Raw genomic sequence first — 25,147 nt, 5'->3', positions numbered from 1 at the left:
GGCACACTGCACGACGCCTGGCCTCTCAGTTCTTTCGCTCCAGATCCCGGATGTATTCCTTCATTTCGCCAATTTCCTTTTTCTGTGCAGCGATGATCCCGTCGGCGAGCTTGCGAACCCGCGGGTCGGTAATGTTGGCGCGTTCGCTGGTCAGGATGGCAATGGAGTGGTGGGGGATCATGGCGCGCATATAGGCCACGTCGCCCACCGTCGCCTGGCTGCGCACCAGCCATAGCGCACCAAGAAATACCACTAGGCTTCCGATAAGGATTCCTACGTTGACTCCTTTGTTCGGATACATCTTCCACATGAAAGCAAGCATCACGATTGCCATCGTGGCACCCATGATGAGTGCCATGAACGCTCTTGTTTCGCTGAAGAATATGTGGTCGTCTGAATAGACATTCAGATACATCAGCCCGAACATGATGATTGTTCCAGCCGCGATCATTTGAGCAAAGGTTGTGTATTTCATTGTTGCCATCGTATTGCTGCGGTGAGGTGCAGGCGAATCTTGCATTGATTTCTCCTTTAAAACGAATCGACGTAAAACAGCGCCGGGTTAACATGACCCGGCGCCCGATGCTGCCGGTTAGCGCGAGCAAGCCTTTCAGAAGTCCTGATCCTTTCTCTTGTCGCCGGTAGCGGGCATGAATCCGCAATCGCGGAATTGCTCGCACAGCATGTGCCGCATCTCGTTGATCTGGTTCTTCTGCGTCACGACGATGTTCTCGCAGTAGCGATGGAGGGAGTCGTGGTCGATGTCGCTCTTGACCTGGCAGTGCAGGCTGGGCGCGAGTGCGCTGAGATGATGGTTACTGAAGGTGCGCAGGAAGGTCTGGTTGAACTGTGCGCCGGCCGGCGTACTCTCGAGAGTCGCGATCATCCTTTGGCCGTCGGCGGTGAGTTGGGGCGTGTGCTGCATTCCGTACCAGTCGCGCAAAAAGCGCTGGGCCCGCATGATTTCTTCTCGCTGCGTGCGGTTAGCCTGGCGAGACATGGAGCGAATTTGATCATCGCTCGCCTTGGCCACGGTGGCGCCGTAGCCAGGTGTCGGCGACGTCCCTTCGCCAGGATTGCTGACAGGCGCATTGCGTTGCGTGTCCGTGCCGGCTGCCAGCTCGGTCATCCGCAATGCCGAGTAATGGTGGTCGATGATAAAGACGAGATAGTTCTTCTCGAACGTCGCAGTCGAGCCGCGACCCGGGCCGTCCGCGGACGCCGTGCCCGTGATCGCCACGAGCGCCAAACCCGCGAGTGCACGCGTGGCCAAGGTGCGGCAACGCGATACCGGCGTTGCAGCGTGCGTGAAATACAGATTAGTGCGTTTCATCTTTCTCTCCTGTATGGTTGTGATGCGAGGTTCAAGCCACAGTCTTTGCCTGCTTCGATGTGAGGCTGCGCCGGCGAGCCAGAGCAGCAACGCCGAGTCCGCCCAACAGCATCGACCACGTCGCCGGCTCGGGCACGGCCATAACGACATTGTTCGCCGCTGCCCAGTACACGGTGCCGTCGTCCTCCATGTTCTGGAAAGACACAGAGGTGAGCGGACGATCCGACAGGAACGCGACAAACGCGTCCTGTGAAGCATTCGACAGCGTGAATGTCTCGCTGTCCGCACCGGACACCGCGCTTAGCACGATGGTGCGGTCCGGCATGAAGGCGCCGAATGAATCGGTTCCGAAGAAGTTGCCACCGAAGCCGAATACCCCGGACGAGAACGCGTTGAACGTGATGACGTCGCTGGACATCGTTCCACTCAGCCAGATATCGCCCCCGCTTCCCGACGGGTAAAAGCCGCTGTCGCCAGGTCCTGCACTTACCTGGTAGGTGTAGGCGCCGGCCAGGCGGCTCAGGGGGCTGCCGGTTTCTACCATGGCCAGGTCGTCGAAGGTGTCGGTGGCCGAGCCGGACACCGCATTGAGAAAGGCAGCGCGGTCGGTGAAGACCGTGATGTCTGCATGTGCGGCGGAAGCCGCCATCGTCACGGCGCATGCGGCAAGCAGCTTCCGTGTGAGGAACAGACTGGAGTTCATCTTGCGGTTCCTTTCGTATGCGCCTTCCCGCTTCCTGCGGGAAGGCATTGTTATCGCGAACGCAAGCCCTCAAGCCGCCGCGGTCGATCCCATCCGGCGGCACTCCTCGGCGCAGCGCCGGCAAGCAGCCGCGCAATCCTGGCAATGCTGCATCTGGTGCTTGGCGCACTCGTCACCGCACGCCTGGCAGATCTGGGCGCAAAGCTGGCAGAGCGCTCCGGCGAATTCGCTGCCCCGGGCCATGAAGGCGGCAGCCAGCCGGCAGATCTGTGCGCAGTCCATGTCGAGTGCGATGCAGCGCGCCATCATCTTGACGTCGTCTTCCTGCAGGCAGGCCGTCGAACACATGTCGCAGGCGTCGGCGCAGGCGTTGCAGGCATCGATACATGATTGATACTGTTGTTGCATGACGTTCTCCTTGAATGGTTGAAAATACCTCTTCAAAACGTCCCTATGGATAGTGCGGGGGGGTCATGGCCACCCCGCTTCGTGATCAGAACCAGATGCGCACGCCCGCAACGATCTGCGTGCTCTTGTTTCGTTCTCCCCTCGCCCGCGCATAGTCGGCGGTGTCGCCGAAGTTGCGCGCCCAGGTCACGCCGACATACGGGGCGAACTGGCGCCGGATCTCGTAGCGCAGGCGCAGGCCAAGTTCGAGATCGGACAGCCCGCTGCCCACGCCTCTGGCCGGATCGGAGCGGCTGTACAGGTTGGCCTCGACTTCGGGTTCGAGGATCAGCTGCTGCGTGAACAGCAGTTCGTAACGCACGTTGAAACGCGCGGCAAGCCTTCCACCGGACCAGTAGGCGGTCGCTTCCGTATCAAACCAGTACGGCGCCAGGCCGCGCACGCCGAAGGCCAGCCAGTTGCGCGAATCGCCGCCACCGCTGTCGTGGCGTACGCCGAGTTGGGTACTCCAGAAGGTCGCGAAGGTGCGGTCCCACAAGGCTTCCGTACGCAGGGACTGTAGGTGCCCTCCGCGCCGCTCACCCTCGGCCTTGAACCAGGCCTTGTTGTAGTCGTTCCCGTACCACGCTTCGGCGTCTAGATTCTGGCCGTGTTCGCCGTCACCCTTCGCGTATTCGAACTTGTCGAGCAGGATCCGGCCGAAGCGCATCTCGTCGTTCATCTCGTTGCCTGGCAGGTGCGCGAAGCTCGTGCCTTCGGCATAGGCGTCCGGATCGCGGGCGTCGGGCGGTGGACTGCCGCCCTGCATCGGGCCCATCTTCATGTCGTGGCCCATTCCGCCCATGCCGCCCATCGCTTGTCCCATGCTGTGGTCCATGCTTGGTTTGCCCTGTTGCGGCGCCGGCTTGGCGTCCTGCACCCGGTCGTCACCCGCATGATTCATCTGCGAGTGATCCATCCCGGACTGGTCCATCTGCGATTTTTCCATCTGCGTGTGGTCCATCCGCGAATGGTCCATCTGAGAATGGTCCATCTGGGAGTGATCCATTCCTTCCATCGTTTTGGACTGGCCCGTGCCGGATGTCTGGCCGGTTCCGCCCTCCTTCGGCGGCTCGGTCGTCTGGGCCGATGCCGCGTCCGCCGCCACGAGGCCAAAGATCAGCAGCGCGACCGCTGCACCGGTTTTCGTCGTTGCGGTTTTCATGAAACGACCACCTCCCTGAACATGCCTGCTTCCATGTGATAAAGAAGATGGCAGTGGTAAGCCCAATGGCCTGGGGCGTCGGCCGTCACCCGGTAAGTGACGCGCTGGGCCGGCTGCACGTTAATCGTGTGCTTGCGGACCAGGAACTCCCCGCTCGGCGACTCGAGCTCGCTCCACATGCCATGCAGGTGGATCGGATGGTTCATCATGGTGTCGTTCACCAGTACGATGCGCAACCGCTCGCCGTGCCTGAAGTGGACGGGCTTGGACTCCGAAAACTTCTGGCCGTCGAAGGACCACATGAAGCGCTCCATGTTGCCGGTGAGGTGCAATTCGATCTCGCGGGTCGGCTCACGGTCATCGACCGGTCCACCGATCGTGTGAAGATCGGCATAGGTCAGCACGCGCCTCCCGTTGTTGCGCAGATTGATGCCGGGGTCGTCGAGATTGGTGCGAGGCATGTCGACGTGCATGTCGACACCCGGGCCATACTCGGTGCGGGCGTGGGTGACTTTCGGAGGCGTGCCCTGGGCCATTGGCATCGTGTGGCCGCCGCCATGGCCGGCGTGCTGCATCGGCATCTGCATCTGCCCGTGGCCCTCGCCCATCCCGCTGTGAGACATGCCCGGCATGTCGTGCATGCCCTCCATCGAGTGCATGTCGTGCGGCGCCTTCCCTTCCTTGCCCGGCGCCTGGCCCATGCCCGACATGCCGCCCATGCTCCCCATTGCCATCGCGCCCATCATGTCCTGCATGGCCAGCCACTGGGGCGGATCCATATCGGGCACCGGGGCAGACATGCCCGCGCGCGGCGCCAGCGTCGCGCGCACGAAGCCGGAACGCCCGATCGACTGCGCGAAGATGGTGTAGGCCTGGTCGCCGGTTGGCTCGACCAGCACGTCATAGGTTTCGGCAACGGAAATCCGGAATTCGTCGACCGGCACGGGCTCGACGTCCTGTCCGTCCGCAGCGATCACCATCATTTTCAGACCCGGAATGCGAACGTCGAAGATCGTCGTCGCCGAGCCGTTGATGAAGCGCAGCCTGACTTTCTCACCCGGACGGAACAAGCCGGTCCAGTTCCTGTCCGTAGGCGTACCATTGATCAGGTAGGCCATCCTCACGCCCAGGTTGCGGCTGGCGGTCACGTCGCTGAAGTCCGTCGGCAACATGCGCATCTGGTTCCACATCTTGCGCTTGTCGAGCGCGGCCCCGAGGCCGTTCTTCCGTATGTCGTCCAGGAACTGGCCGATGGTCGGCTGGTTGGTGTTGAAGAAGTCGCTCATTTTCTTGAGCTTGGCAAAGACCTTGGCAGGATCGCCATCGACCCAGTCCGACAGCATGACGACGTAGTCACGGTCCGCCTTCACCCGTTCACCGTTCTTCGGCTCGATCACGATCGAACCGGCCAGGCCGCTCTGCTCCTGGAATTCGGAATGGCTGTGGTACCAGTAGGTCCCGCTCTGCTTGACCTGGAAGCGATAGGTGAAGGTCTGGCCCGGAGGAATCCCGGTGAAACTGATGCCGGGCACGCCGTCCATCTCCGCCGGCACCAGGATGCCGTGCCAGTGAATGGAACTCGTGACCGGCAGCCGGTTGGTCACGCGCAGCGTCACGGTGTCGCCCTCGCTCCAGTACAGGACCGGCCCAGGAACCTGGCCGTTGACCGCGGTGGCGACCTGCGGTGCGCCAGTGAAGTTGACCGGCGCCGGCACGATCTCCAGGTCGAATTCGGTGCCGCGCAAGATCGGCTGCGCGGCCTGACCGGCTGCCAGCAGTCTGGCTGGGACCAGCCCGGCGAGGGCGGCGGCCCCTGCGCCCTGCAGGAGCCGTCGTCGCCACCGGTTCACGGCACTCTCCTCAAAAACACGTTGCTGCATGAAGTATTCCCCTAGATGAAGTGATGAAACAATTGCCGCAGTACGGGCCCGCGTCGCGCACGCAGGCGCACTCGCAGCAAACCTCGCTGCGCAGCTACGTGGCGGATGCGGCCTGCGCGCACTCCCAAAGCGTGCGGGCTCCGCGCGTGTTTCGTCGATATCGAAGTTCGAATGAAGATGAATGGCTGGCAGGCATCGATCGATGGCATGTCGCGTGCATCCCGCATGCGCGACGTCTCCGACGGATGCCGGGAGAGCGTTCAGCCCACCTGGGAAGTCAACCGCGTGGCGGTCGCTCTATGCGGGGTGGGATCCAGCCCGTGAAGGAGGAGATTGGGGAAACGGAGTCAGTTGCAAACTGCTCTGCTGGAAACCCAGCAACTGCGAACGGCGGGGGCGCCGAGGCGCCGATATAGCCGGCACTGCACGCCCGGCAGGAAGAATGCTTTTGGTGGGCGCCACTATCGCAGGGCATGTCATGATCTGCGGCGACGCTGGCGTGCGCTTGTGCGGTCGACTGGGTCATCGACATCGCCATCTCATGCTCGTCGCAGTCATCCATGACCGTAGCTTCCGGGCTTGCCGATGTGGTATGCGCCATTCTGCATGGCGATGTGATCGTGGCGGCGATGCCCTGCACGGGCAGCGACACGATCAGTATCCATAGCATGAGGACTCGAACGAATGGGCGCATGTAAATCAATCTAGCACATGCAAAAATGACATGTCCGCACGATACGGCACCGCAACGTTCGAAGCTTACCTGCCGATGGGATTGCCGATACTTTCGCATATGCTAGAATCGACGTGTGAAAGCCATCCTGAAAGTCTTGATCGTCTGGATGACGTTGCTGGCGGTGCCGCTCCAAGGCTTCGCTTCCGCGACGATGTCCTTCTGTGTGCCGCCAGTGGCGGCACTGGACAGTCACGACCACGAATCGATGGCCGACGACGTCGACATGTCCAGTGCTCACGCCCATGACGAGCACACGGGTCCGGACATACAGGCCGATCATCATCCCGCGTCTCATCATCAGGCCGGCAAGTGTGCCACCTGTGCGACATGCAGCGTCTGTTTGTCGATGGCACCGTCGTTCGTTGCCGTGCTACCGGCAACTGCTTCTTCGTCAACAACCATTCCCTTTGACCGGCATCTCTTGCCATCGGTCTACCTTGCGCTTCTAGAGCGACCTCCACGCGTCTGACCTTTCACACTGCTGAACGTTTCGTTCCTGCCAAGGCACGGACGTACCTGGCTACGCCTTCGTTGCCGGCACCTCAGCGTGCACAGCCCTTCTTTATCTGTAACTAAAACGGACCGCGTCAGGCCGGCAAGCGCCGTCGCGCGTCCACTGCAATTGAGTTTTGACTGTTTTGGAGCTTCAAATGACTCGTTTTTCTTCCCTGTTCAGCACCCTCCTCGTTTCCGCCGGCCTTGCACTGGCAACGGCCAATACATCGGCACAGATGCAGATGCAGGACCACAGCCAGCACCACGCCGCGCCTGCCGCTTCGCAGGATGATGCGAATGCGCTGACCGATGGCGAGGTCAAGAAAGTCGACAAGGACACCGGCAAGCTGACGGTACAACATGGCCCGCTGACCAATCTAAACATGCCTGGTATGACCATGTCCTTCAAGGTGCAGGATCCGGCAATGCTCGACCAAGTGAAAACTGGCGACAAGATCCGACTGCGTGTCGAACGCATCAACGGGACCTTCACCGTGACCAAACTGGAAGCGGCCAACTAAAGCTGCAGGCGTTCTGTCGGCGCTGCGGGCAGAACGCTCCACACCCATACCTCGACCCAACCAAAGAATCAGGAATAAAAACATGCCCATCAAACACATTTTGGCCCTGGCCACCTTCGCTTTCGCAAGTACCGTAACTTCGGTCGCATTCGCACACGCCAAGTTGCAATCATCGGATCCCCAAGCCGGCAGCACGCTCGGAGATGCACCGAAGCAGGTGCGCCTCAAGTTCAACGAGGCGCTCGAGCCTGCGTTCAGCAAAATCAAAGTGATGGGACCCCAAAATAACGAAATCCCGGTCACCGCGACCACCGTCGACAAGGCGGATCCTACCGTCATGACGGCGCCGCTACCACCGCTGTCCTCGGGCGAGTATCACATCCAGTGGTCGACGATGACCCACGACGGCCATAAGGCAAAGGGCGAAGTCACGTTCAAGGTCAAGTGATGGGGCTGGACCTGCAAGCTGTCCAGCACGTCGTCACTGCCCTCCTGAACGTCGCGGTAGCCCTCGTCACGGGAGCGAGCGCTTCGCGCTTGTGGATTAGTCGTGACGCATCCAGCTGGGCCGACGCGCGCCGCCAGTCCGTCCGCAAGACTGCCTTGACCGGTGTCGTCGTCGCTCTGGCCGCGAACGCGGCGCTGTTGTGGCTGGAATCGGCGGCCATGGCCGAGGTCCCAGTGACTGAAGCGGCTGGCGCCACCTGGTCGATGCTGACCTCGACACACCTTGGGCTCGCGTGGTCCATTGGGATGTTCGGGCTAGCCATGGCTACCTTCGGAACCTGCATGCGCGGCGATCGCAACCAGGTGCCTGCACTGCTGACTTTGGCGGCGCTTGCCGTATTCTGGTACACGCGCGGCATGGTCAGCCACGCCGCCAGCGAAGGCGACTTCAGCCTGCCCTTGCTGGCGGACTGGATCCACCTCGGCCTGATCAGCCTATGGGTCGGTGAGGTGTTCCTTGCTGGCGGGGTCATGTTGAGGGCAACCGAAAACATGGCCACGGCCGACAGACGCGCGCGGGCGGCTTATGTAGCGTCCCTATCCGGCTCGGCGACGTTCGCGCTTACCGGCATCTTGGCCACGGGCCTGTATGCAAGCTGGCGCAACCTGGGCGGATTCGAAAACCTGGTCGGCAACCCGTATGGCAAAACGCTTGTAGCGAAGCTGCTGCTCGTAGGCGTTGCGACGATGCTGGGTGGGATCAATCGCTTTGTCGTGATGCCGCCGTGGCTCGCGCGCGAGTCCGCAGGAAATGCCGCCCCCGAGCTTTTACCGATGCGGTTCAAGCGCATACTTTGGATCGAAGCGCTTGTATTGCTTGCGGTCGTTGTTCTGGCGGCCTGGCTTGCATCGACATCGCCCCCGGGCGAACAGATGTAGGACGTTCCAGCTGAGTGATAGTTGATTTGACGCTGGCAGCCGACCATATCCGTCGGCGCCAGCACTTAGGAGAAGGATTATGTTAATCGGAAAATTCAGAAATCTCGCGGTCGCTGCCCTGATCGGGCTGCCGACGCTCGCCAGCGCCGCAACCCAGGCCGTCGAGGTCTACAAGACCGCAACCTGCGGCTGCTGTGAAGAATGGGCCAAGCACCTGCGGGCCAACGGATTCAAGGTCAATGCGCACGATGTCGCCAATCCATCCGACACCCGCGAGAAAATGGGCATTCCCAATCGGCTCGGCTCATGCCACACGGCAGTTGTCGGCGGTTATGCGATCGAAGGGCATGTGCCAGCCGCTGAGATCAAGCGGCTGCTTGCTGCGAAGCCGAAAGCGAAAGGGCTGGCCGTGCCGGCCATGCCGCCTGGCTCTCCTGGAATGGAGGGCCCAACGCGCATGCCGTACGACGTGCTACTGGTCCGCAACGACGGCAGTACGACGGTCTACAAGCACTACGACTGAGCGATCGGGCGCCTGCAGTTACTTCGCCGTGCCCCGCAGGCGCAGCGCGTTGGTGATCACGGATACCGAGCTCAGACTCATCGCCAACGCCGCGATCATCGGTGACAGCAGGCGGCCGGTGAACGGATAAAGCACGCCTGCTGCCAAAGGAATCCCGAGCGCGTTGTAGAAAAAAGCGAAGGCCAGATTCTGCCGCATGTTGCGCACGGTCTCCAGCGACAGCAGGCGCGCCCGCGCGATACCGCGCAGGTCGCCCTTGACCAAGGTGACGTGGGCCGAGTTGATGGCGACATCCGTTCCGGTACCCATCGCGATACCGACATTGGCCTTGGCCAGTGCGGGGGAGTCGTTGATGCCATCCCCTGCCATCGCAACCGTTTTCCCCTGCGCCTGCAGCCTTTCCACCAGTGCCAGCTTGTCCTGCGGCTTGACCTCGCCGTAGACTTCCGGGATGCCAAGCTTGGCCGCAACCGACCTGGCGGTCGTGACACCGTCGCCGGTCGCCATGACGACCGTGATGCCAGCCTCCTTGAGCGTTGCCAGCGCTTCCGGCGTGGTCTGCTTGACCGGGTCGGATACCGCCACCAGCCCTAGGAGCTGCCGATCGGCCGCCAGGTACATGACGCTTGCACCTTCCTGGCGCCAGCTTTCCGCCTGGGCCGTGAGTGGCTTCCAGTCGACCTTTTCGATGTCCATAAGCGCGGTATTTCCGAGGGCAATGCGCTTGCCCTCGACAACTCCACGCACGCCGATGCCGCTGGACGATTCGAAGGACTCCGGCTTGGCCAGGCCCAGCCCGCGGCTTAGCGCCTCGGCCACAATCGCATGGGCCAGCGGGTGTTCGCTGCCCTGGTCGATGCTGGCAGCGATCCGCAACACCTCCTGTTCGTCCCCGCCCGGGATCGCAGCGGCCGAATGGAACGCCGGCTTGCCTTCGGTGAGTGTCCCCGTCTTATCGACGATGAGGGTATCGATCTTGCGCATGCTCTCGATGGCCGCCGCATCGCGGAACAGGATGCCCTGCGTGGCGCCGCGGCCGGTAGCGGCCATGATGGACATTGGCGTCGCCAGCCCGAGCGCGCACGGGCAGGCAATAATCAGCACCGAGACGGCATTTACGAAGCCGTACACCCAGCTCGGCTCCGGACCGAAAAGCCCCCACCCGAGCAGCGTCAGCAAGGCTATGGTCACGACAATCGTCACGAAGTAGCCGGCCACCACGTCGGCCAGGCTCTGCATGGGCGCGCGCGAACGCTGTGCCTGGGCGACCATCTGGACGATTTGCGACAGCATGGTCTCCGAGCCCACTTTTTCCGAGCGCACGACCAGACTGCCGCTGGCATTGATGGTTGCACCGATTACCTTGTCGCCCGGGCGCTTGGTTACGGGCACAGGCTCGCCGGTCAGCATGGACTCGTCGACCGCGCTTTCGCCCTCCAGGACAGTGCCGTCGACCGGCACCTTTTCGCCTGGCCGCACACGGAGCGCATCGCCGACGTGTACATGAGTCAAAGGAATGTCTTCTTCCGTGCCATCGGCGTTGATGCGGCGCGCCGTTTTCGGCGCCAGGCCCAGCAGGGATTTGATTGCTGCCGAGGTCTGCGAGCGTGCGCGCAGCTCCAGGATCTGTCCCAGTAGAGTCAGCGAAATGATGGCCGCGGCCGCCTCATAGTACACACCGATGCGTCCATGCATGGCAAAGGTTTGCGGAAATAGTCCGGGCGCGACGGTTGCGACTACGCTGTAGCAGTACGCTGCTGCGACGCCGAGCCCAATCAGCGTCCACATGTTGGGGCTGCGATTGCTGATGGACTGCACCCCGCGTGTAAAGAACGGCCATCCGGCCCACAGCACGACCGGTGTGCTCAGCACGAGTTCGATCCAGCTTTGCCCGGGCAAGCCTCCTGTGAAGAACCGGTGCCCCGCCATCGCAAGGACGGTCACAATGACCGTCAGCGGCAGGGTCCACCAGAAACGGCGCTTGAAGTCCACTAGTTCCGGATTTTCTTCCTCTTCCAAGGACGGGAGCATGGGCTCGAGCGTCATGCCGCAAATCGGGCAGTTGCCAGGCTGCGGCTGCTGGATTTCAGGATGCATCGGGCAGGTATAGATCGTGCCTTCCGGCGCGGCGGGCGCCGGTTCATTGGCAGCGAGGCCTATATACTGCTGGGGCGACACCCGGAACTTGTCCATGCACCTGGCGCTGCAGAAATGATAAGTTTGCCCCTCGTGCCGAATTTCCCTGGCGGGGTCGGCGCCGACTTTCATTCCGCAGACCGGGTCAGTGAATGGCTTATCCCCAGTTCCGCTCTCATGGCGCACTCCGTGCCCAGGGCCATGCTCATGATGATGTTCGTGGCCGTCGTGATCGTGATGCGGCTGGTCGTTCATATCGGAACCTTTCCTGGACTCGTTATTGCAAGTTCACATTGGGTACATCCGGCTCAGTCAGCCGCTACCTGAGTAGCCGGATAGCCGGCAGCGGTAATCGCGGCGGCGACTGCATCCGGTGCTCTCGCGCTTTCCACACGGACGAGCTTGTCTTTCAACAGCACCTCGACTTTTGCATCCGGATCCAAGGTCTGCACGGTCCGGGTAACCCGGCTGGCGCAGCCGCCGCAGGACATCTTTTCTACCTTAAGCGTGTACATTGCTTTCCTCCTGTCTGATTGCTCCGATTACAATGTAGACCTTCCCATGATAGGAAGGTCAAGCTCTATCTGTGGTGATTTCACCGCGTAGACATATGATAATTGCCAGTGCCCAAAGAGACCGCTTAACTCGTATTTCCAAGAAGCGGCAGGCCATAAGGGACAGCGAAGGTAATCAGGGCCGGAGCAATCACGATTCAGAAAAAGAACTTGTAGATTGTCTGCGCTTGGGCCACACCTACGCCACTCAATTCGTCTACACGCTCTGAGACGAGCCTGAATAGACGCGTTACCCGAACCGAAAGAGTTAAATACTCGCCATTTAAGGTCGGTATAATTGACAACAAAATGTGGCGGTCCTAGACTACATCCTGACCATGAGACTTCCTCGCACATCCCGACTGATTGCCGCAACAATACTGCTGTTTAGCATATTGTTCATGCAGCTCGCTGTGTCGGCCTATGCGTGCCCAGCTCTGAACTTGGGAAATGACGATCAGTTGACCTCGTCCGTGCATGCGAAGCCAGCCGACATGGTCGCATGCCAGGACATGGATATGGAACAGCCCAGCCTGTGCCATGCGTCCCACCAGACAGACAAGCAATCGCTCGACAAGCCGGCGACGCCACCGTTGGCGCCTTTCGTGGCGGTAGGGTACGGGCTTCCGATAAGCCTGAACACATTGACGTACCAGCGGCCTCTCGGCTGGCCTGCTCCCGCCTTCCTCACCTATGCGACGGCACCGCCCATAGCCATTCGCAACTGCTGTTTCCGCATTTGATCCTTCAGTTTGCATGATTCCTCATCGCTGCGCTTTTGCGCGGGCGGTGTTACTCAATGCATTCTGGAGGTTTGATGTTTTCCCCACATATCATGGCGTCGCAAATGACGCCTTGTTCGGCTGTTCGGTCTTCCCGGGCTGTCCTTCTTCTTGTATTTGCTGTCTCGCTTGTCCTTGGCAATCCTACGTTTGCCGCTGAAACGCCATTGACGCTGGCTGAAGCCCAGCAGCGGGCCATCGAGCGATCGCGAATGCTGGCGGCAAAAGACTACGCTGTCCAGTCCTCACGGGAGATGTCGGTCGCTGCCGGTCAGCTCCCAGATCCAGTCCTGAAGGTCGGTATCGATAACCTGCCGATCAATGGACAAGATCGCTTCAGCTTGACGCGTGACTTCATGACGATGCGACGGGTCGGTGTCATGCAAGAGCTGACGCGTTCCGACAAACGTCGCCTGCGTGCCGAACGGTTTGAACGCGAAGCGGAAAAGTCGATTGCGGAGAAAGCGGCCACGGCCGCGACAATCGAACGCGAGACCGCTTTGGCCTGGCTGGACCGTTACTACGCCGAAGCCATGTCGGCCGCAGTAGCCGAACAGATAGATCAGGCGAAGCTGGAAATCCAGGCGGCCGAGTCCGCGTATCGGGCCGGCCGCGGCAACCAGGCCGACATCTTCAGTTCGCGCAGCGCACTTGCGGTCCTGGAGGACAAGGCTAGCGATATCGACCGCCGCATCGGCAACGCTAAAATCGCACTGGCTCGGTGGATCGGTGACGCGGCGCAGCAGCCGTTGGGCGCCAAACCGGCGGTCGATACCATCCGCCTCAACGAGGCCACACTCGACACCCAGCTTAACCACCACCCAGAACTTGCCGTGCTGGCCAGGCAGGAAGACATCGCAGTCGCAGAAGCGCAACTTGCAAGAGCCAACAAGAAAGCGGACTGGAGCGTCGAGGTCGCAGTGCAACAACGCGGCCCAGGGTATTCGGACATGGTGTCAATCGGCCTTTCGGTGCCCCTGCAGTGGGACCAGAAAAACCGCCAGGATCGCGAACTGTCTTCCAAGCTGGCTCAGGTCGAACGGGCGAGGGCCGAGCGCGAAGATATGTTGCGTGCCCATGTCGCCGAAGTGCGTGCCATGTTGAACGAGTGGCATACGGACAGGCAGCGACAAACCCGGTATGAGAAAGAACTGACCCCTCTGGCCAACTCCAGAACAACCGCGATCGTTGCCGCCTACCGGGGCGGAAAAGCCACGCTGGCGGACGTCATCGCCGCTCGTCGCAGTGAAATCGAAGTGCGCCTGCAGGCATTACAACTCGAGCAGGAAACCGACCGCTTGTGGGCGCAATTGAATTTTCTCTTTCCGCAAAACGGCGGTCCCGGCCACTGAAAAGCCGGGCGAACAAGGATTTTTATATGGATACTAAAAAAATAACAATTGCTCTGCTCGTGGCTGCTGCATTGGGCGCTGGTGGGTATGGCGTGTACAAGCTCGGCATGAATCAAGGGATGGGGATGTCAACCGTTCCACAAACGGCGTCCTCCGCCCAAGGGGCAGGTGTGAATCAAGCCAATGGACGCAAGGTGCTTTACTGGCACGACCCGATGGTCCCGGGCCAGAAATTCGACAAGCCGGGCAAGTCACCGTTCATGGACATGGAACTGGTGCCCGTGTATGCGGATGAGGCTGGCGACGAAGGCAAGATCAGCATCAGTCCTCGCGTTGAACAGAACTTGGGTGTTCGTACCGCCGAAGTCACGAAAGCCAGGTTTGCCGCCAATGTGGAAGCTGTTGGCAACGTCGCGTACAACGAGCGTGACGTCGCCGTGGTACAGGCGCGTAGCAACGGCTATGTCGAGCGGCTTTTCGTGCGTGCAGCGCTTGACCCGGTAAAGAAAGGCCAGCCGCTGGCCGCACTGTATGTACCCGACTGGGTAGCAGCACAGGAGGAATACCTCACCGCAATGAAAATGAACGGTCCCGGGACGGACGGACTGGCGGAAGGGGCGCGACAGCGTATGCGCCTGGCGGGCATGACGGATGCGCAGATCCGTAGCGTCGAGTCCAGCGGCAAGGTGCAGCCCCGTTTGACCGTCAGCTCGCCGATCAATGGCGTGATCGGAGAACTGACAGTCCGTGAAGGGATGACGATCGCATCGGGCGCACCTATGTTCCGGATCAATGGACTCAGCACGGTCTGGGTCAACGCCGAGCTTCCTGAAGCCGCATCGGCCGAGGTGCGCCCAGGCACACCGGTGGAAGCCCGTACCCCTGCCCTGCCGGGCACAGTATTGAAGGGCAAGGTCAGCGCGATCCTGCCTGAAGTCGAGGCGGCAACGCGCACATTGAAAGCGCGGGTCGAGCTGGCCAATCCCGGACAGCGACTGGTGCCGGGCATGTTTGCCACCGTGAACTTTACGCCCGCGGCGAGCGCGGAAACCTTGACGGTGCCGACGGAAGCAGTCATCCAGACCGGTAAGCGCAGTGTCGTGATGCTTGAACAGGGTCAAGGCAAATTCATGCCCGTCGATGTCCAGATCGGCCGCGAGAGCAACGGCCAGACCGAAATCCTCAAAGGTCTCGACGTCGGGCAAAAAGTTGTTGTTTCAGGCCAGTTCCTGATCGATTCCGAAGCCAGCCTGCGAGGCACCACGAACCGGCTGAGCGGTCCTGCGCCGGCGGGAGACTCCAAGCCAAGCGCAGGGCCAACGACACATCGTGCGCATGGCAAGGTGGAGAACATCAACAAGGATGAAATCACGTTTTCGCACGATCCGATCCCGAGCATGCAGTGGCCGGCGATGACAATGGGGTTCAAGGTCCCGGCAGGAGGTGTACCGAAAGATCTGGCGGTCGGCGACATGATGAACTTCGAATTCCAGCAGACCAAGGACGGAGCGTTCCAGATCACCAGCATGTCCCCTGCCGGCCCGTCGATGCAGGGCATGAGCGGAATGGGAGACTCCAGGAAATGATCGCCAAACTCATTCGCTGGTCGATCCTCAATCGCTTCCTGGTCCTGCTTGCGACACTCGGCATCACGGCCTGGGGCATCTATGCGCTGCAACGTACGCCTCTGGATGCGCTGCCCGACCTGTCCGACGTGCAGGTGATCATCCGCACATCCTATCCCGGCCAGGCGCCACAAATTGTCGAGAATCAGGTGACTTATCCGCTGACGACGACAATGCTGTCGGTACCCGGCGCGAAAACGGTGCGCGGCTATTCTTTCTTTGGCGACTCCTTCGTCTACATCCTGTTCGAGGACGGCACCGACCCCTACTGGGCACGCTCGCGCGTACTGGAATATTTGAACCAGGTTCAGTCGCGCCTGCCGCCACAGGCAAAGACAGCGCTCGGGCCGGATGCCAGTGGCGTTGGCTGGGTGTACGAGTATGCCCTGGTCGACCGTAGCGGCAAGATGGACCTGTCGCAGCTGCGCGCGTTCCAGGACTGGTTCCTCAAGTACGAGCTCAAGACGGTACCCAATGTGTCGGAAGTCGCAAGCCTGGGCGGCATGGTTCGTCAATACCAGATCGTCCTCGATCCTGACAAGCTGCGGGCCTACAACATCGCGCATAACGTGATCATCGACGCCGTGCAAAAGGCCAACCAGGAGGCCGGTGGCTCCGTGCTCGAGCTGGGCGAAGCCGAATACATGGTGCGTGCGAGCGGTTATCTGCAATCGCTCGACGATTTTCGCAAGATCCCACTGATGACCTCCCAGGCTGGTGTTCCCGTCCTGCTCGGAGACGTCGCGCGAATCCAGCTGGGACCGGAAATGCGGCGCGGCATCTCCGAGCTGAACGGCGAAGGCGAAGTGGCGGGTGGCGTGATCGTTATGCGCTCAGGGAAGAATGCACTGGAAACCATCGACGCGGTGAAAGCCAAACTGGCGTCTCTCAAGTCGAGTTTACCTCCGGGCGTGGAGATCGTTCCGACCTATGACCGCTCGAACCTCATCCAGCGCGCTGTCGACAACCTCAGGGATAAGTTGGTGGAGGAGTTCATCGTTGTTGCGGTGGTGTGCGCAATCTTCCTGTTCCATCTGCGCTCCGCGCTGGTCGCGATCGTGACATTACCGATCGGTATTCTGACCGCCTTCATCATCATGCATTACCAGGGGGTGAACGCGAACATCATGTCGCTCGGCGGTATTGCGATCGCGGTAGGCGCCATGGTGGACGCCGCCGTCGTCATGATCGAGAACGCACACAAGCATATCGAAGCGTGGAATCACAAGCATCCCGGCGCAAAACTCGACGGAGAAGCGCGCTGGCGGGTCATTGGGGACGCCGCCGCCGAAGTCGGTCCGGCACTGTTCTTTTCGCTGTTGATCATTGTGCTGTCGTTCATTCCGGTGTTTACGTTGGAAGCGCAGGAAGGACGGCTGTTCTCACCGCTTGCCTTCACGAAGACGTATTCGATGGCAGCCGCCGCGGGGCTGGCCGTGACCTTGATCCCGGTGCTGATGGGTTACCTGATCCGCGGACGGATTCCCGACGAACAGAAGAATCCGCTGAATCGCTTCCTGATCGTCCTGTACCGGCCGTTACTGGATGGCGTGCTGCGCTTTCCCAAGTCGACCCTGGTCGTCGCCGCCATGATTGCCGCCATCACCGTCTGGCCGATGACCCGGCTCGGCGGCGAATTCATGCCGCCTCTCGACGAAGGCGACCTTCTTTACATGCCGTCGGCGCTACCAGGGCTTTCGGTTGGCAAGGTGTCGCAGTTGTTGCAACAAACGGACCGCCTGATCAAGACGGTACCGGAAGTGCAAAGCGTCTTCGGCAAGGCGGGACGGGCCGAGACGGCGACCGACCCTGCTCCACTGGAGATGTTCGAGACCACGATCCAGTTCAAGCCAAAGGATCAATGGCGGCCGGGAATGACACCGGATAAGCTGGTGGAAGAACTGGACCGCGTGGTCAAGGTGCCTGGGCTTTCCAACATCTGGGTCCCACCGATCCGCAACCGCATCGACATGCTGGCCACCGGAATCAAGAGTCCGGTCGGGGTCAAGGTGGCCGGTACCAGTCTGCAGGAGATCGACCGCGTTGCTGGCGAAATCGAACGGATCGTCAAGACGGTGCCCGGCGTTTCATCGGCACTTGCCGAACGTCTCAACGGTGGACGTTATATTGACGTCAATATCAATCGTGACCAGGCAGCGCGCTACGGCTTGAATATCGCCGATGTGCAGAGTGTCGTGTCGGCGGCAATCGGCGGCGACAACATCGGCGAGACCGTCGAAGGCCTGCAGCGATTCCCGATCAATGTCCGCTATCCACGCGAAGTCAGGGATTCAGTCGAGAACCTCCGCCAGTTGCCGGTCCTGACGCCGCGCGGCGCACAGATTCGCCTGGGAGATGTAGCGACGGTCCGCATCAATGACGGCCCGCCCATGCTCAGGAGCGAAAATGCACGGCTGTCTGGCTGGGTGTACGTCGACATCCGCGGGCGTGACATGAGCTCGGTGGTGCGGGACATGCAGCAGGCTGTCGCCAAGCAGGTCAAGCTGCAGCCTGGCTATTCGATTTCGTGGTCCGGTCAGTTCGAATACCTGGAACGCGCCAGCGCGAAGCTCAAGGTTGTCGTACCGGCGACGCTGCTGGTGATCTTTGTCCTTCTCTATCTGACATTCAAGCGCTTTGACGAAGCCATCCTGATCATGGCCACCCTGCCGTTCGCACTGGCAGGCGGCGTCTGGCTGCTCTGGATGCTCGGCCATCACCTGTCTGTCGCCAGCGCGGTCGGCTTCATTGCCCTTGCCGGCGTCGCGGCCGAGTTCGGGGTGATCATGCTGCTCTACCTGAAGCAGGCCTGGGAGGCTCACGTCACTGTCGGAAAGTCATCCGAGGCCGATTTGTTGGACGCCATTCGGGAAGGGGCGGTACAGCGCGTCCGGCCAAAAGCCATGACTGTGGCGGTGATCATTGCAGGCCTTGTTCCGATCATGATCGCGTCCGGCACCGGCTCGGAAATCATGCAACGTATTGCTGCGCCGATGGTCGGCGGCATGTTGTCCGCGCCATTGCTGTCCATGTTTGTGGTTCCGGTTGTGTACCTGTTGATGCGCCGCCGGGAGTTACGAAAAGAGAACGCGCGAAGACCCGCCCACCAGGAGGCCAACTATGAAACTACATGAGCTTACCTCTGCACGGTGTCTCAAGGTCCGGCTCGTTTAGCAGGCCAGAGCGTAGACGGTTAAAACTTGCTGCAGGCAGGTTTGGTCGAGTTCAGTTTTCGCAGTCGTTGAAGGAGTCAATCATGAAAAAATTTCTTGTCACCCTACTCAGCGTGATGTCATTCGCTACCGCTTTGCCGGCGTTCGCCGGTCCTGATTGGCAAATCATCGAGCACGGACGCAAGGTCAAGGCGGAGCGCATGCGACAGGAACAAGCTCAGCGCACCCAAGATGAGCAACAGAAAACCTTGCAATTGCCGGGTAACCAAACCGACAAGGAACAGATGATAAAGGCGTGCATGGAAATGATGAACAAGTCAAAGCAGCAGGCTGATCATTAATGAACCCGTATCGGCAATCTTAGCCACAACAACTTGGCGTCCCGTCGCGGACTCAAGACTTTACTTTTATTCACTTGAGGAGAATTCTCATGAAACGTTTTGCCCAACTGGCCTTTATTTCTGCACTGACCATTTCCGGAACCGCCTTCGGCCAGACAGGCGACATGAAGGGCATGGAAATGAAAAAGGGTTGCATGGACATGAAGGATATGAAAGGCATGGACATGAACAATATGAAAGGCATGAATATGGAGGGATGTAAGGAGATGATGAAGGAGAACACTGCCGACAGCAAAGTCCAAGGTACCTCCAAGGAAGGCACAGTACACAAGACGTCAGCCGTGGTGAAATCGGTAGATCCGGCCAACGGCAAGGTGACACTTGCCCATGACCAGGTAAAGACCCTGAACTGGCCGGCAATGACGATGACTTTCGGCGTCAAGGACAAGTCTTTGCTCGACAAGCTCGCAGTCGGAAAGAAAGTGGACGTTGAGTTCACGCAGCAAGGATCGAACTACGTCGTTTCAGCAGTTAAATAAGCGGAATACGGGTCTTCAGCTCGGGTTCTATTCGTCAGCACAGTGACAATCCGGGTAGCCGCGACGGTAGATCCGCCATCGCCGCTGTGCTGATTCTAATTGCTCGCGAGTTTTAGCTAATAACGCCCCGGAACCCGTAGCGTAGATAATTGCGTTCGTGAAGCGCTCGCCGAACATGATGGCGAATTGGTTTGCAACCTGCTTCCAGGTGCGCTGCGGCATCTTCCAATTTTTCTCGATGTTGCGCAAGGCCAGAAATAACAATTTGGTCGCGGCCTCGTCGCTCGGGAAGTGACCGCGGTTCTTGACGATCTTGCGAAGGGGCATATGCAGGCTCTCGATGGCGTTGGTCGTGTAGATAATCGTGCGCACTTCCGGCGGGTAGGCAAAGAAGGGAATCACCTGCTACCATTGAAGTCGCCACATCGCGGCTACAGTCGGGAATTTGGTGTCCCATGGTCCGGCTGCAAACGCATCCAGCGCCGCTTCGGCCAGCTCGGCGTTGGCGGCGTGGTAAATCGGCTTGAGCACCGCTGCCAGTTCCTTACGGTCCTTCCAGGCCGCTAGCGTGGTCGAGTTGCGGATCAGGTGCACGATGCACGTCTGGATCTGCGCCTGTGGATACACGGCCTTGATGGGCTCCGGGAAGCCGCGCAGGCCATCGACGACGGCGATCAGGACATCGTCCAGGCCACGGTTCTTGAGTTCGTTAAAAACCCTCAGCCAGAACTTGGCGCCTTCGGTCTGTTCGATCCACAGTCCCAGCACCTCCTTACGGCCATCGGCACGAATGCCCAAGGCCAGATACACGGCCTTGTTTTTGACGCTGCCTTCATCCCGGATTTTCAGGCGCAGAGCATCGAAATACACGATCGGATACATCGTTTCAAGCGGCCTTTGCTGCCATTGCGTGACCTCTTCGAGCACCTCGTCGGTGATAGTCGAAATCAGGTCCGGCGACACCTCAGTGCCGTACAGTTCCAGCAAATGCGCCTGAATCTCGCACACGCTCATTCCACGGGACCTTGACATTGGTGCCAATTTGCTGGGACGGTGGTGCAGAGACGCCAACGTGGAAGGCCCTGCCAAGAATCCGTTGGGGCTATAACCAGATGACGCCGGTCCGCGGGCCAACCCTCGATGTCATCGTCCAGTGCTAGCCAGCGCTCGCCCCCCCCCCGTTCTTCGGCATCGCCGGTAATGGCGTCATGTCTCCGCTGCGGGGGGAACCGCAGCATCGAACCCTGCCAGATTGTCCCTACTACTCGCGCGCGCAGCGCCGGTGGCAGCTGCTGCACAGCAAATTCGTAGCCCAGTATTCGCACCCAACTAGTCGCTAGCGATATACGAACCTCTGGAAATGCCTCCAAAATACATGCTAAAAGTGGTGCATTCTCGAAGAGAAGGCGATCCGTCGGCCGCCCATTTTGATATATCCGCGGCCGTAACGGCTCAGCCTTAGTAATGCGTACATCAGATGGGTGCAGAACGCCATCATAATCGAGATAGAGTATAGGGCCCATACAAAATAATCTACGCCTGCGAGAGCGAAAACGCGTACAACTCTCTACAGCATATTAAACTCCGGCCTTGATTTCGTTTAGACCCACTAAACCATAAGTTCAAATCCAGTTATCGCCAGCGGCTTGCCGCGACGATTACCGTGCTGCCGGAGCGTGTGGACTTCAAGGGACATTGCGGCCAAAGCGTCAGTGTTCTGCTGCGCTCACGATAATGGACGAGCGTAGACTGGTTCACGCTATCCCAATCCATTAAAAACGCCAGCATAAGCGTCCTCGATTGTCGTCAATAAATTGATGGTAACGGCCGAGAGTACATATACGCTAAGTGTACACGCAGTATTCCAATCTCAACAAATGCTCTCTTACCAACTGTACCTCACCAGCCTGCACTAAATCAGCTGGCCGCATTCCGTTGAAGGCGAGCGCTGGCTTGGTAAACCAGTCCCAAGCGGCTGAATAGTCATTTCCAAACACGCGAAAAACATAGGGCGAGATGGCATTCCATATCTTTAGATTCCCGCCGAAAATTACATAAGTTTTTCGTACGTTATAACGGATGGCGCGGTTAAGATGAAAATACCGCCGCTTCTTACGATTTCTTGCATTCATACTCTGGAACCTGACTGCTATTGCGAAACAGTTGAATACCGGCAGGCGGGGTACTATACGGACGCCGACATGGGAACTGACCAATTTAGGATATCTCCCATGCGCCGAACAATCCACTTTGCTTCGCTCAATGTCATCCAAGATTTACTCAATATGTCCAAGTACCATTGGAGCATCTCGGATTCGGTCCGACGCGTCAACTTGTCGGCCTTATCTCGCTTGGCTTCAGAAGCGAGGTCTTGCGCAATCTCTTCACAGCCTATCCAACGCTCATACACCTCAGGAGGCGTAGACCCCGCAGGGTAGAACGTACCTTTGTACTGCACTACAAGGATTTTCAGCTGAGTACCCGGAACCGCGCCGGTCGAGACGCCACGAGGAAAATCTGACGGAACTTTCGCGTACTCGCTTTCGTCATATTCGGTCATAGCACGATCCCATTTTCACGTTTGACAAACACTCCGACTGCTGGGGATAGGAGCGGAAATGTAAAACGATCTTTCTACCGCATCTACCTTCGCCTCAAACCGCGAAGCTTACGAGCCTAAGAACAATAAAAAAACCATAAGTACCCATGCGAAACCACGGGTCTCCGTCATTTAGAGCGACCTCCATGCCACACAACTTTAGTTTAATAGCATGCACATTTACGCTTGCACAACTTAAATGCTGACGTCCTTAGAAACCCGGGTCAAATTCCTTTGCCTCCGACCAAACACAGCGCGGAGCAACGATATCTTCCCCACTTACCTCAAGGAAATCATCTTTCTCGACTGACCCGTCGGCCGCTACAAAAATTCGCGCAAACCCGCCTTCGGCTACGGCCCCTTCCAAAATCTTAACAATTCGCTTTAACTGGAAATTTCCTCTACCATCTCGCCGCGTTTGAACATGAATCCGAAAATCAGAAATTTTCTCGCAAAGACAGAAATCAAAAATGTCCTCAACCTTATCGAATATGAAGCGCTGCTGCGGACCATACCCCCCACAGGGGAAATATCTAAATGAAATATTTGCGAATTCAGAGGCACTTCAAAAAACCGATATCTGCGTAAGCCCGGCTGTTGAAACATCTGGCGTATCACTTCTAAACGATCGCTGTCTTCCCAGTTGTCGTAAGCATGGAACACTTGTAATACCTTCCAATATAAGAGCCCGGCTGCGCATAGTGCGGCAAACCAGAGGAAGTACCGCTCACTGGTGCGCAAGCGCAGCGCTGTAGTAACGTTTGTAGACTATACACTACATTTAAATGTAGCGTATAGTACATCGTAAGAACCGTGGTCCGCGGGCATCATGCCAGCCATGACCTCGACACCCGAAAAAAATACCGAACACAGGGATCCGGTGTGCACGGCTGTTGGCAGGACGTTGAAGCGTCTACGAATCTCCTCAAAAATGAGTCAAGAGGGTCTTGCGTTCGCAGCGGAGGTCGACCGAGTTTTTGTCTCCAAGATTGAGCGTGGGATTGCGAACCCATCTCTTTTGACACTAACTAGTTTATGTTTAGCGCTCGGCGTGACACTTCCGGATCTTCTCAAGGACGTAGATCTCTCATCAGTCTCGCGCAATGGACAGCGCCGACGGGCGAACTCAGCACAGCCTGTTCTAAAAGTGCAAAAGGGACGTTTGCGGTAATAGGCGCACCTGTTGATGGCTTACCATTATGTGTTCAGCAAGAAAATTCGCACTTACCGGCTGTGGATATGTTGGGCGAGCACCCGCCCAACACCGTGGGGATAAGCTGTGCACGGGGGTGCACAACATGAACCCGTTGTACACGCCCCGCACACAGCTTACCCCCACTTACCCACAGCGGCGGGTTGGACCTCATGCAGCTAGAGCGACCATTATCATTGAGAGAGATAGTTTGTCCAAGACCAAAGAGCAGCCTATGAGTACAGAATCTCTGAGTTCTGACAATGTGACCAAACCGTTCAACATCGCGTCGTACGCGCTGCTCACGCACATGATGGCGCAGCAGGCCGGCCTGGACGTGGGCGATTTCGTCTGGACCGGCGGCGACTGCCACCTGTACGCGAACCACATGGAACAAGTCGAGCTCCAGCTGTCGCGCGACGAACGCCCGCTGCCGAAGCTCGTCATCCGCCGCAAGCCGGATTCCCTGTTCGACTACAAGTTCGAGGATTTCGAGATCACCGGCTACGACCCGCATCCGGCCATCAAGGCGCCGGTCGCAGTGTAAGGAGAACCGCATGGCGAAGCACCTGTCCCTCGTCGTCGCGATGGATGCCAACCGCGGCATCGGCGTCGACAACAAACTGCCGTGGCACCTGCCCGAGGACCTCGCGCACTTCAAACGCGTGACGCTCGGCCACCCGATCATCATGGGCCGCAAGACGTTCGAGTCCATCGGCCGCCCGCTGCCCGGGCGCCGCAACATCGTCGTCACGCGCAACGCCGACTGGCGGCACGAGGGCGTGGACGTCGCGCATTCGCTCGATGAAGCCGTCGCCCTCGTCGGCGACGACTCGGCCAGCATCATCGGCGGCGCCCAGATTTTTGCCGACGCGATGAACGTGGCGGACCGCCTGATCGTCACGCACATCGACAAGGTCTACCGCTGCGACACGTTCTTCCCCGAGATCGACGGCGCGCGCTGGACGGCCGTGTCGAACCAACCCCTGCATTCGCCGACGGCGGATGTCGATTACGCCATCGTCACTTACGACAAAGTCGAATAACACCATGTCCGAACACGGCTTTCATGTACATGGACCGCACGATCACGCGGTCGAACACGCCGCCCAGCACGGCGACACCTTCTCGAACAATATCGCGGTGATGACGGCCATCCTGGCCACCGTCGGCGCGCTGTTCGGCTATCTCGGCGGCGCCACGCAGAACGAGGCGGCGCTGTACAAGAACAACGCGGCCATCGCCAAGACCGCCGCCGCCGACGCGTGGAACTACTACCAGGCCAAGTCGATCAAGCAGAACATCGCCGACATGGCGGCCTCGCTGCCGGGCGCGGACAAGGAAAGATTCAAGGCCCAGGCGGCCCGCTACGACACCGACAAGGCCAACAACCGCAAGGAAGCGGAAAAGCTCGACAAGCGGTCGGACGAGTGGAACGAGAAGTCCGAACACGCGCTGCACACCCATCACCAGTGGGCGCTGGCGACGACGGCCGAACAGATCGCCATCTCGCTCGCGGCCATCACCCTGCTGACGCGCCGGCGCTGGCTGCTGTCGGTCACCTATGTCGTGGCCGTCGTCGGCTTCGCGCTGGGGGCGTTCGCGTGGCTGCATGTCGATCCGCTCGGTGCCCTGTTCGCTTCGGGCGCACATTGACGCAGGGTG

At 59.3% G+C, this 25,147-nt stretch carries 24 protein-coding genes and 2 pseudogenes; 15 read left to right on the top strand and 11 right to left on the bottom strand.

The features are described 5' to 3' along the window. Nucleotides 1–25: 25 nt before the first annotated feature. The 6 genes from BVG12_RS33255 to BVG12_RS33230 form a co-directional block, all read right to left on the bottom strand. Nucleotides 26–520 (bottom strand): DUF305 domain-containing protein, encoded by a 495-nt coding sequence (locus BVG12_RS33255; RefSeq protein ID WP_229503781.1) that lies wholly within the window; start codon nucleotides 518–520, stop codon nucleotides 26–28. Nucleotides 521–610: 90 nt separating this feature from the next. Beyond that, complete coding sequence (locus BVG12_RS33250) at nucleotides 611–1,333, bottom strand: DUF305 domain-containing protein (RefSeq protein WP_075796147.1); 723 nt, start codon at nucleotides 1,331–1,333, stop codon at nucleotides 611–613. A gap of 31 nt (nucleotides 1,334–1,364) precedes the next feature. Continuing rightward, nucleotides 1,365–2,036: a PEP-CTERM sorting domain-containing protein gene (locus BVG12_RS33245; protein ID WP_075796146.1), complete on the bottom strand. Its 672-nt coding sequence runs from the start codon at nucleotides 2,034–2,036 to the stop codon at nucleotides 1,365–1,367. A gap of 69 nt (nucleotides 2,037–2,105) precedes the next feature. After that, nucleotides 2,106–2,444, bottom strand: coding sequence for a four-helix bundle copper-binding protein (locus BVG12_RS33240; protein ID WP_075796145.1), 339 nt, complete (start codon nucleotides 2,442–2,444; stop codon nucleotides 2,106–2,108). Nucleotides 2,445–2,529: 85 nt separating this feature from the next. Continuing rightward, a complete protein-coding gene (locus BVG12_RS33235; protein WP_229503780.1) occupies nucleotides 2,530–3,648 on the bottom strand; it encodes a copper resistance protein B in 1,119 nt (372 codons plus the stop codon). Further along, nucleotides 3,645–5,528 (bottom strand): copper resistance system multicopper oxidase, encoded by a 1,884-nt coding sequence (locus tag BVG12_RS33230; protein ID WP_075796144.1) that lies wholly within the window; start codon nucleotides 5,526–5,528, stop codon nucleotides 3,645–3,647. Before BVG12_RS33230 ends, BVG12_RS33235 begins: the two co-directional genes overlap by 4 nt. Nucleotides 5,529–6,337: 809 nt before the next feature. On the opposite strand from BVG12_RS33230, the gene BVG12_RS33225 reads away from it, so the two are divergent. From BVG12_RS33225 to BVG12_RS33205, 5 genes are all read left to right on the top strand, one after another. Further along, complete coding sequence (locus BVG12_RS33225; protein ID WP_075796143.1) at nucleotides 6,338–6,733, top strand: DUF2946 family protein; 396 nt, start codon at nucleotides 6,338–6,340, stop codon at nucleotides 6,731–6,733. 181 nt (nucleotides 6,734–6,914) lie between these two features. Next, nucleotides 6,915–7,280 carry a copper-binding protein gene (locus BVG12_RS33220; protein WP_075796142.1) on the top strand — a complete coding sequence of 122 codons (366 nt, stop codon included), beginning with the start codon at nucleotides 6,915–6,917 and terminating at the stop codon, nucleotides 7,278–7,280. Between the two features lie 82 nt (nucleotides 7,281–7,362). Continuing rightward, complete coding sequence (gene copC / locus BVG12_RS33215; RefSeq protein ID WP_075796141.1) at nucleotides 7,363–7,728, top strand: copper homeostasis periplasmic binding protein CopC; 366 nt, start codon at nucleotides 7,363–7,365, stop codon at nucleotides 7,726–7,728. Continuing rightward, on the top strand, nucleotides 7,728–8,666 hold the full coding sequence (locus BVG12_RS33210) for a CopD family protein (protein WP_075796140.1): 939 nt from the start codon (nucleotides 7,728–7,730) through the stop codon (nucleotides 8,664–8,666). The genes copC and BVG12_RS33210 overlap by 1 nt, the downstream gene beginning before the upstream one ends. Before the next feature lie 79 nt (nucleotides 8,667–8,745). Next, nucleotides 8,746–9,189: a DUF411 domain-containing protein gene (locus BVG12_RS33205; protein ID WP_075796139.1), complete on the top strand. Its 444-nt coding sequence runs from the start codon at nucleotides 8,746–8,748 to the stop codon at nucleotides 9,187–9,189. A gap of 18 nt (nucleotides 9,190–9,207) precedes the next feature. Here the strand turns inward: BVG12_RS33205 and BVG12_RS33200 are convergent, their stop codons facing one another. Both BVG12_RS33200 and BVG12_RS33195 read right to left on the bottom strand, forming a co-directional pair. After that, a complete protein-coding gene (locus BVG12_RS33200; RefSeq protein ID WP_075796138.1) occupies nucleotides 9,208–11,580 on the bottom strand; it encodes a heavy metal translocating P-type ATPase in 2,373 nt (790 codons plus the stop codon). Between the two features lie 53 nt (nucleotides 11,581–11,633). After that, nucleotides 11,634–11,840: a heavy-metal-associated domain-containing protein gene (locus BVG12_RS33195; RefSeq protein ID WP_075796137.1), complete on the bottom strand. Its 207-nt coding sequence runs from the start codon at nucleotides 11,838–11,840 to the stop codon at nucleotides 11,634–11,636. A gap of 440 nt (nucleotides 11,841–12,280) precedes the next feature. Here BVG12_RS33195 and BVG12_RS33190 point away from each other — a divergent pair, with 440 nt between their 5' ends. The 6 genes from BVG12_RS33190 (at nucleotide 12,281) to BVG12_RS33165 (ending at nucleotide 19,691) form a co-directional block, all read left to right on the top strand. Continuing rightward, the gene (locus tag BVG12_RS33190) at nucleotides 12,281–12,622 is read left to right on the top strand and encodes a hypothetical protein (RefSeq protein ID WP_156895811.1); all 342 of its coding nucleotides are present in this window, start codon (nucleotides 12,281–12,283) and stop codon (nucleotides 12,620–12,622) included. Between the two features lie 74 nt (nucleotides 12,623–12,696). Further along, complete coding sequence (locus BVG12_RS33185; protein WP_083685618.1) at nucleotides 12,697–14,013, top strand: TolC family protein; 1,317 nt, start codon at nucleotides 12,697–12,699, stop codon at nucleotides 14,011–14,013. 26 nt (nucleotides 14,014–14,039) lie between these two features. Continuing rightward, nucleotides 14,040–15,599: an efflux RND transporter periplasmic adaptor subunit gene (locus tag BVG12_RS33180; RefSeq protein ID WP_075796136.1), complete on the top strand. Its 1,560-nt coding sequence runs from the start codon at nucleotides 14,040–14,042 to the stop codon at nucleotides 15,597–15,599. Further along, a complete protein-coding gene (locus tag BVG12_RS33175) occupies nucleotides 15,596–18,772 on the top strand; it encodes an efflux RND transporter permease subunit (protein WP_075796135.1) in 3,177 nt (1,058 codons plus the stop codon). Before BVG12_RS33180 ends, BVG12_RS33175 begins: the two co-directional genes overlap by 4 nt. Before the next feature lie 122 nt (nucleotides 18,773–18,894). Beyond that, nucleotides 18,895–19,152 carry a hypothetical protein gene (locus BVG12_RS33170; RefSeq protein WP_075796134.1) on the top strand — a complete coding sequence of 86 codons (258 nt, stop codon included), beginning with the start codon at nucleotides 18,895–18,897 and terminating at the stop codon, nucleotides 19,150–19,152. Nucleotides 19,153–19,241: 89 nt separating this feature from the next. Then, nucleotides 19,242–19,691 (top strand): copper-binding protein, encoded by a 450-nt coding sequence (locus tag BVG12_RS33165; RefSeq protein WP_075796133.1) that lies wholly within the window; start codon nucleotides 19,242–19,244, stop codon nucleotides 19,689–19,691. Between the two features lie 150 nt (nucleotides 19,692–19,841). Here BVG12_RS33165 and BVG12_RS33155 read toward each other — a convergent pair. The 3 genes and pseudogenes from BVG12_RS33155 to BVG12_RS35945 all read right to left on the bottom strand — a co-directional run. Continuing rightward, nucleotides 19,842–20,714, bottom strand: a pseudogene (locus BVG12_RS33155) (IS256 family transposase); the annotation flags it as partial. Next, on the bottom strand, nucleotides 20,702–21,214 hold the full coding sequence (locus tag BVG12_RS35950; RefSeq protein WP_169926854.1) for an HAD domain-containing protein: 513 nt from the start codon (nucleotides 21,212–21,214) through the stop codon (nucleotides 20,702–20,704). The pseudogene BVG12_RS33155 and the gene BVG12_RS35950, both read right to left, overlap by 13 nt. A 321-nt stretch (nucleotides 21,215–21,535) precedes the next feature. Beyond that, a complete protein-coding gene (locus BVG12_RS35945) occupies nucleotides 21,536–21,823 on the bottom strand; it encodes an antitoxin Xre/MbcA/ParS toxin-binding domain-containing protein (protein WP_083685616.1) in 288 nt (95 codons plus the stop codon). 1,296 nt (nucleotides 21,824–23,119) lie between these two features. Here BVG12_RS35945 and BVG12_RS35940 point away from each other — a divergent pair. The 4 genes and pseudogenes from BVG12_RS35940 to BVG12_RS33125 all read left to right on the top strand — a co-directional run bounded on the left by BVG12_RS35940 (nucleotide 23,120) and on the right by BVG12_RS33125 (nucleotide 25,138). Beyond that, the gene (locus tag BVG12_RS35940) at nucleotides 23,120–23,461 is read left to right on the top strand and encodes a helix-turn-helix domain-containing protein (protein WP_083685614.1); all 342 of its coding nucleotides are present in this window, start codon (nucleotides 23,120–23,122) and stop codon (nucleotides 23,459–23,461) included. Nucleotides 23,462–23,756: 295 nt separating this feature from the next. Then, nucleotides 23,757–24,029: pseudogene (thyA, locus tag BVG12_RS34415) on the top strand (thymidylate synthase); the annotation flags it as partial. Nucleotides 24,030–24,039: 10 nt separating this feature from the next. Further along, complete coding sequence (locus BVG12_RS33130; protein WP_075796129.1) at nucleotides 24,040–24,528, top strand: dihydrofolate reductase; 489 nt, start codon at nucleotides 24,040–24,042, stop codon at nucleotides 24,526–24,528. 4 nt (nucleotides 24,529–24,532) lie between these two features. Beyond that, entirely contained in the window at nucleotides 24,533–25,138 is a 606-nt protein-coding gene (locus BVG12_RS33125) for a DUF4337 domain-containing protein (RefSeq protein ID WP_075796128.1), read from the top strand. Nucleotides 25,139–25,147 lie beyond the last annotated feature (9 nt).

The sequence above is a fragment of the Massilia putida genome (assembly GCF_001941825.1).
GTDB lineage: Bacteria > Pseudomonadota > Gammaproteobacteria > Burkholderiales > Burkholderiaceae_D > Telluria > Telluria putida.
Note: the sequence above shows the minus strand (reverse complement) of the source record. Positions and strands in the feature narration are given on the sequence as shown.